This is a genomic window from Yersinia sp. 1252 StPb PI, assembly GCF_048593885.1.
In the GTDB taxonomy this organism is placed as follows: Bacteria; Pseudomonadota; Gammaproteobacteria; order Enterobacterales; family Enterobacteriaceae; genus Yersinia; species Yersinia enterocolitica_E.
The window spans coordinates 1-483 of sequence record NZ_JAZGQE010000483.1 but is presented as its reverse complement, the minus strand read 5'-3'; the positions used below and the strand labels follow the sequence as shown (position 1 = coordinate 483).

Sequence of the window (483 nt, the reverse complement as noted above, 5' to 3'; positions counted from 1 at the left end):
CTACACTATTTTCTTTAGACCATCAGAAAAGAAATTAATGATTCTAAATGATGACGATATTTTTGTGATTTTGTCCAATCCGGCAACCCGTTTACTGCTTGAATTCATTAAACACAGAAACAAAGCTATAGATAGAGTTACGCTATTGAAGGACATCTGGGAAGACTATGGATTCACTGCATCTAATAGTAATTTAAACACCTATGTTAGTGAGCTTAGAAAGGCATTCAAAGCATTGGGAGAGAGCCCACAACTCATTTTAACGATACCCAAACATGGGTTCCAATTTGTTGCCTATGTTGAATCACATATGAAGGCTGAAAGTCAGGAGAAGGAATCTTCCATTGATACTCAAAATACAAGCAGTGAAAAGTTAAAAAACTTAAATTTTAAAAGAGAATTCAATAGCGATGTAGGTGCGACACCCAGTATTGGTAAGGAAGATACATATAAGAATGTTGAAAAAATGGAGTTTAGCGCAAA

At 35.0% G+C, this 483-nt stretch carries 1 protein-coding gene; it reads left to right on the top strand.

The features are described from left to right. Nucleotides 1-37: 37 nt before the first annotated feature. Nucleotides 38-483, top strand: a 446-nt coding sequence (locus tag V2A85_RS24435) for a winged helix-turn-helix domain-containing protein (RefSeq protein WP_420072655.1), incomplete at its 3' end; no start/stop codon positions are given.